This is a genomic window from Coprococcus intestinihominis, assembly GCF_040096555.1.
Taxonomy (GTDB): domain Bacteria; phylum Bacillota; class Clostridia; order Lachnospirales; family Lachnospiraceae; genus Coprococcus_A; species Coprococcus_A intestinihominis.
On sequence record NZ_JBBMEK010000200.1, the window covers coordinates 1 to 6,201 of the forward strand.

A 6,201-nucleotide genomic window follows, 5' to 3' on the forward strand; every position below is an offset into this window, starting at 1 on the left:
ACGGCATGATTATTTTTCTGATGCATGATCCGGTGAGATTCCGGGGCCGACAGTATAGTCTGGATGAGAGAGAAGAAGATTTGCATTTTATTTGAATGTTGACCTTTGTATGTATGCCCTGAATTCTTTGTGTGAGGATTCAGGGCTTTTTCTTTATGAAATATGAAAAAGAAAATTCTGACAGGATCCTTCGCCGGAATTTCCTGATGTGACTTTTGATAAAATGTAATCTCCATGAAAAGAATGCTGAACAGAGTCGCAGATGACTGACTTGCAAGAATGTATCGGAGGTATGGAAATGGAAAAGTTTTATCTTGGATTTGATGCAGGAACACAGAGTGTAAAAGTAACCGTATATAATGAGAAAATGGAATGCGTGGCATCTACATCAGCACCGACAACACTGACTTACCCGCATCCGGGATGGGTGGATATGGATGTGGATGAATATCTGGCGTTGACGATAAACGGCATAGCTGAATGCAGTCGGCAGATGCGTGAGAAAGGCCTGGATCCGAAACAGATCCAGTCTATTATGGGGGATGGTATCATCTGCGGAATCGCAGGTGTGGATGAAGAGGGCAATGCCATCACACCATATATTAATTATCTGGATTCAAGAACCCAGGAGGATGAAGTGCTGATCAACAGCTGGGATTTGGATATCTGGGGCAGGGAAACAGGCAATCCTGAGGCAAAATGCATGTTTCCGGCACTGTTTGCCAGGTGGCTGCTGAAGAATAATGAAGCTTTTAAGGCCCGCGGAGCAAAGTTTATCCATAATGCGCCTTATGTACTGGCACATCTGGCGGGGCTGAAAGCAAAGGATATGTTTATCGACTGGGGCGCTATGTCCGGATGGGGCATGGGCTATAAGGTTGAAGAAAAATGCTGGTCACCGGAGCAGTTGAAGATTCTTGGTATTGAGGCATCCATGATGCCGAAGATTGTCAAACCATGGGATATTGTCGGACATTTGACAGAAGAAATGGCAGAGAAGACAGGACTGGCAGCAGGAACACCGATTTGCGGCGGCGCTGGCGATACGATGCAGTCCATGCTTGGCAGCGGCAATATGGGAGCAGGACAGGCTGTGGATGTGGCAGGCACCTGTTCTATGTTCTGCGTTTCCACAAAAGGCATTATTCCTGAACTCAGTAAGAAGGGGGCCGGACTGATTTTCAACAGCGGTACATTGCCGGATACCTATTTCTACTGGGGCTATATCCGTACGGGCGGCTTGGCGCTGCGCTGGTTCAAGGACTCTGTCTGCGGGCAGGAAAAAGACGGTGATTATTTTGATGTACTGAACAATGCAGCCAAAGATGTTCCGGCAGGCTCTGATGGTGTATTATTCCTGCCGTATCTGACGGGCGGTACCAATGACGTGAAAGAGGCCACAGGCTGTTTCCTTAACATGACGCTGGATACAGATCAGGCTACTCTCTGGCATGCGGTATTAGAGGCTATCGGCTATGACTATATGGAAATTACAGATCTGTACCGTGGTGCCGGTGTGGATATGAGCCGTATCACCATCACAGAAGGCGGCAGCCGCAGCGAAATCTGGAACCAGATGAAATCCGACATGCTGGGCAGCGAAGTGATCACATTGAAGAATGCCGGCGGCGCTGTGGTGACAGACTGTATCGTCGGTGCCTATGCACTGGGACATATCACGGATATGAAAGCGGCATTGACAGAAAGTCTGGAGATTAAGAAACTGTATTATACCAATGCGGAAAATCATGATTTTTACGCTAAACAGTATGCGCTGCAGAAAAAACTGGTGAAACAGGATATGAAAGAGGCGTTCCATACACTGAAAGCGCTGCACTAAAAAGGTGGGCTGCCCTTGAAAAATGATTGGCCTGCAGCTAAGAAGTATTGATAACGGGATTAAAATGAGCAGCGCGCAGACATAGAATATCGACAAAAGACTGGCAAATGAACCGTTCAACACAGGTACACTTTCGTTGACAGACACTGGCAGCAGTACATAAGGTCCTAAAAGACAGGATTTAAGTACCGGCCGTGTCTGAAACACCTGTGTTTGAAGGGTTCATTTGTCAGTCTTTTTTGAAGTTTTTGGCTGTACGCTATTCATTTGAATCCCATTTTGAGGGTATTTGAGCTGCAGACAATTTGTTTTTGAGCAGCCCGCATAGATAATATTGGACTCGAAAGATTTAGATTGTTGGTGTAAAATAAAAATATCGGAATGGGAATAGGAATTAAAAAATGGATTTATTGGGGAGATGATGTGCGGATGGAAGAACCTTTGATCATTCGGCGGGATGAGATAATTTTTAAGATTGGATTATATATATGTTTGATTGCGCTTCTGTGCCTTATCGTATCCTTTGCAGTGATATCGTATAATCAGTGGTGGCATGGTTCGGTTTATGATGAAAGTTTAATAGCCGAAATTTTTCTGTGGATATTTTCATTTTCTATTGGCGGAGTTCCGCTTGGTTTGCTGTTAATTTGGGATAGTTACAGACATGATTATAAGTTGGATGAAAATGGGATTACCATAAGATATCGCAGCAGTGTATTTCGAACGGTCAGAAGGTGGGGTGAATGTGATTGTCTGGGAGTGGAATGTCTGATTTACCCTAAAATCACCTGTTCAAGAGATATTGGCGGCTCTGTGCTGGAAATAAGTTATACGCCGGAAATATGGGACAAGATGAGTGTTTATATGGCACGGCATGGTGTTAAGGTATTGGAACCGGATTTGCAGCAGATTTGGTACAAGCAGCAAAGGAAAAATCCGAAAAGTATTTGTGCTTTGCAAGATGTACAGGGTGAATTGAAAATTAGTGACCAGACGTTTTATGGGAAAAAATTAAATGGCGGGATAAAGCCGTTATCTGCGATTGTTATAGCTTTGATGCTGTTTGGTTGGTATGTTATTTTGGCGTTTGAATATGGTTCATTGCTTCGATATGCATGGTTATTATTGATTATTGCGGCAATTGCCGGATGGATTATTTATGGCGAGGATGCGGAATGGGGAAACGAATGGATAGTCAGCAGAACTGGGATACAAATTACGACACGGCGGAGTAAAAAAGTGATTTTTTATGAGTGGTCGCAAATCAATCGAGTAGGAGTGGGCAGTTGTGGTTCGGAGGCGGCATTTTTTTATATCTTTTTTACTGCAAATGGTAAATTTAAGAAAATGAGAGTACGGTTTACAGAAAAAAGATATAAAGAATTTCTTGCATTTGTGCCGGAGGGAAAAGAAACAGACCCAATGACAAGTGATTATCAGATTAGATGGCGTTCGGCGATGAGAAGCTATGGCAAAAGCCGGGATGACTTTGATGAATGGTAGAAATGAAACAGAAAAAAATGGCGTGCAGTCCAGAAAATCCATTGGAAAATCTGGACCAGCACACCATTTTAGTGTCAAGACAAAGTTACTTGCAGCAGAACTATTTAATCCGTTTAGCCAGTACGGCAAATCGTCCGTCCGTTGTATAGTAATCGCAGGTGGACAGTGTAATAATCTCATCTCCGAATGACGGTGCATTTTCCTCGTCATAGTACAGGGAAAGGTTTTTAATGTTGTTCAGATATTCTTCAAAATCATAGGCAGTCTCTGCGTTGATGAAGTCATAGTATTTGAATTCTTCTGAATCCGGGTCATAGGCCTTGGACTGGAAGGAGGCAAATATTTTGTAAGTGCCCGGACGATACATGGTATCAAAAGTAACAACAGAGTGTTCTTTCAGATAATCATTGTCCTGGAAATCCATCAGCGGGCCGAACATGGTGCCGTTTTTCATATGATGGCCGTAAATAATGGTGTCAGTGCTGGATGGGTTGAAGGTACATCTGGAATCGACAAAAAGCATACCGCCGATATCGTAATCGCCGTTGAAGTTCTTACGCAGATAGTGTTCCGGGTCATCCGGTGTATACATGACGGGATTGTTGATATTGGTGCCTTCAATGGAAAGCCAGCCGATGAAATCCTTATTCTCATTGTATAAATCACCGTATTTCTCCATCATGGCCTCAGATTCAGCCACAGGGTCTTCTTCATCGGAATCATCGGAAGCTTCAGTGACATCAGTGTTAATTCTGTCAGCCAGCTGGTCAATGTTCTTCTGGGTTGTGTGAGCCTGCCATGCATACTTGACAAGGGAAAAGGCACTCCAGCCAAAGCAGATGATGGCAATGATTAATATGATTGTTCCAATTACTCTTTTCATATAGTATTCCTTCTTGAATATATTATTGTAACTGTTCAGAGCCAGCCTCCAAAATGCTACGCATTTCGTCGGTGTGGTGTATCCGCCAAATAAAATTTCAAAAACAGTTTTAAAAATGCAAGCATTTTATACCTGCTTTTTGAAATTTTGCCTGGCTCTGAACAGTTACATATTATTTTGTTATGCACTAAGTATAAGCGGGATTTTTATGACTGTCAATAAAGTAGATTATTTTAATGGCAGAGCTTATGACCATAGGCTGGTTACCGACTATTTATCGCCATCCAACCATTTGTTGATGCAGTGGCAAACTACACCAGCCGCAACGGCGATAATAAAAGAAAGCATAAAAAATATTTTATTGAAATGATTTGCAGAAAATACCAGATTTTTTAAATTAGATATGGCGTTTTAAAAAGTAGTATGCTAGAATACATGTAGGTATGCTTTGGGTAATGTGAACAGATTGATAATGATTTAACGAAATAAAATCGTGCAATTTGTACATTTTACAAAAAGCAGCAGTTACATCATTCAATTTTAAGGAGGAATTATTCCAATGAACATTTTAGTTATTAACTGTGGTAGTTCATCATTAAAGTTTCAGTTAATCGATATGACAACAGAAGCTGTACAGGCAAAAGGCCTTTGTGAAAGAATTGGCATTGACGGCAGCCGTATTGTTTACACACCAGCCGGCGGCGAGAAGATGACAATCGAATCTCCAATGCCTACCCATACAGAAGCAATCAAGCTCGTTCTTGATTGTCTGACAAACGCTGAATACGGCGTTATCAAATCTCTTAAAGAGATCAATGCAGTTGGTCACCGTGTTGTCCATGGCGGCGAGAAGTTTGCAAGCTCCACAATCATCACTGATGAAGTCATCAAAGTTATCGAAGAATGCAACGAACTTGCACCACTTCATAACCCGGCTAACTTAATCGGTATCAATGTTTGCCGTGAACTGATGCCAGGCGTACCTATGGTAGGCGTATTCGATACAGCTTTCCATCAGACAATGCCTAAGAAAGCATATTTATATGGTCTGCCGATCAAAGCTTACACAGACTACAAGATCAGAAGATACGGTTTCCACGGAACATCTCACAGCTTCGTATCCAAGAGAGTTGCTGAATTCCTTGGTAAGCCGGTTGAAGATCTTAAGACAATTGTTTGCCACCTTGGCAACGGTGCAAGTATCTGTGCAGTTGACGGCGGCAAGTCTGTAGATACAAGTATGGGCTTCACACCACTTGCAGGTCTTGTAATGGGTACACGTTCAGGTGATATCGACCCAGCTATTCTTGAGTACTATGCGAACAAAGAAGGCCTCACATTAAGCGAAGTAACAACAGTTCTGAACAAGAAATCCGGTATGGAAGGTCTTACAGGCGGCAAGAGCGACTTCCGTGATCTTGAAGAAGGTTACGAAGCAGGCGATCAGGCTTGTATCGACGCTATCGAAGTCTTCTGCTACAATGTAGCAAGATTCGTTGGTGCCTATGCAGCATCTCTTAATGGTGTTGACGTTATCGCTTTCACAGCTGGTATCGGTGAGAACAGCGGTTTCGTAAGAGGCAAGATCTGCGAATATCTTGGATATCTTGGCATCACAATCGATGCAGAGCAGAACAGCAAACGTGGTGAAGATATCATCATCTCCACACCAGATTCCAAGGTTACAGTTTGCGTAATCCCTACAAATGAAGAGCTGATGATCGCTAGAGATACAAAGGCTTTAGTAGAAGCTCAGTAATCGAATCAGATTCTATATGAATACAAAGGGACGTATGAATTTTTCATACGTCCCTTTTTGCGTTGAGAAAGTAGTAGAAGGTGTGATATAATAACCACACAACGAGTGGTTGTTGGGGGGGGATAAAGATGAATATTAGTAACTAAAACTTCCCACACCGATACGGTGTGTTGAACCTTGAAAATTCAATATTTCAGCCAATAAAAAAGGCATAAA

The 6,201-nt window shown here is 42.6% G+C and carries 4 protein-coding genes; 3 read left to right on the plus strand and 1 reads right to left on the minus strand.

Annotated elements, in window-relative coordinates; translation table 11 throughout:
- The first annotated feature begins 298 nt into the window (after nucleotides 1–298).
- Together WMO25_RS13410 and WMO25_RS13415 are read left to right on the plus strand one after the other, a co-directional pair.
- On the plus strand, nucleotides 299–1,840 hold the full coding sequence (locus tag WMO25_RS13410) for an FGGY-family carbohydrate kinase (RefSeq protein ID WP_349085723.1): 1,542 nt from the start codon (nucleotides 299–301) through the stop codon (nucleotides 1,838–1,840).
- Nucleotides 1,841–2,221: 381 nt separating this feature from the next.
- Nucleotides 2,222–3,343, plus strand: coding sequence for a hypothetical protein (locus WMO25_RS13415; protein ID WP_349085725.1), 1,122 nt, complete (start codon nucleotides 2,222–2,224; stop codon nucleotides 3,341–3,343).
- 100 nt (nucleotides 3,344–3,443) lie between these two features.
- On the opposite strand, the gene srtB is transcribed toward WMO25_RS13415, so the two are convergent.
- Nucleotides 3,444–4,226 (minus strand): class B sortase, encoded by a 783-nt coding sequence (gene srtB, locus WMO25_RS13420; RefSeq protein ID WP_349085727.1) that lies wholly within the window; start codon nucleotides 4,224–4,226, stop codon nucleotides 3,444–3,446.
- Nucleotides 4,227–4,785: 559 nt separating this feature from the next.
- On the opposite strand from srtB, the gene WMO25_RS13425 reads away from it, so the two are divergent.
- A complete protein-coding gene (locus WMO25_RS13425) occupies nucleotides 4,786–5,985 on the plus strand; it encodes an acetate/propionate family kinase (protein ID WP_015513430.1) in 1,200 nt (399 codons plus the stop codon).
- Nucleotides 5,986–6,201 lie beyond the last annotated feature (216 nt).

Excerpts from the sequence above, each read along its gene's own strand:
- WMO25_RS13410 (WP_349085723.1), top strand. The coding sequence starts at position 299 with ATGGAAAAGTTTTATCTTGGATTTGATGCAGGAACACAGAGTGTAAAA.
- WMO25_RS13415 (WP_349085725.1), top strand. The coding sequence starts at position 2,222 with ATGGGAATAGGAATTAAAAAATGGATTTATTGGGGAGATGATGTGCGG.
- srtB (WP_349085727.1), bottom strand. The coding sequence starts at position 4,226 with ATGAAAAGAGTAATTGGAACAATCATATTAATCATTGCCATCATCTGC.
- WMO25_RS13425 (WP_015513430.1), top strand. The coding sequence starts at position 4,786 with ATGAACATTTTAGTTATTAACTGTGGTAGTTCATCATTAAAGTTTCAG.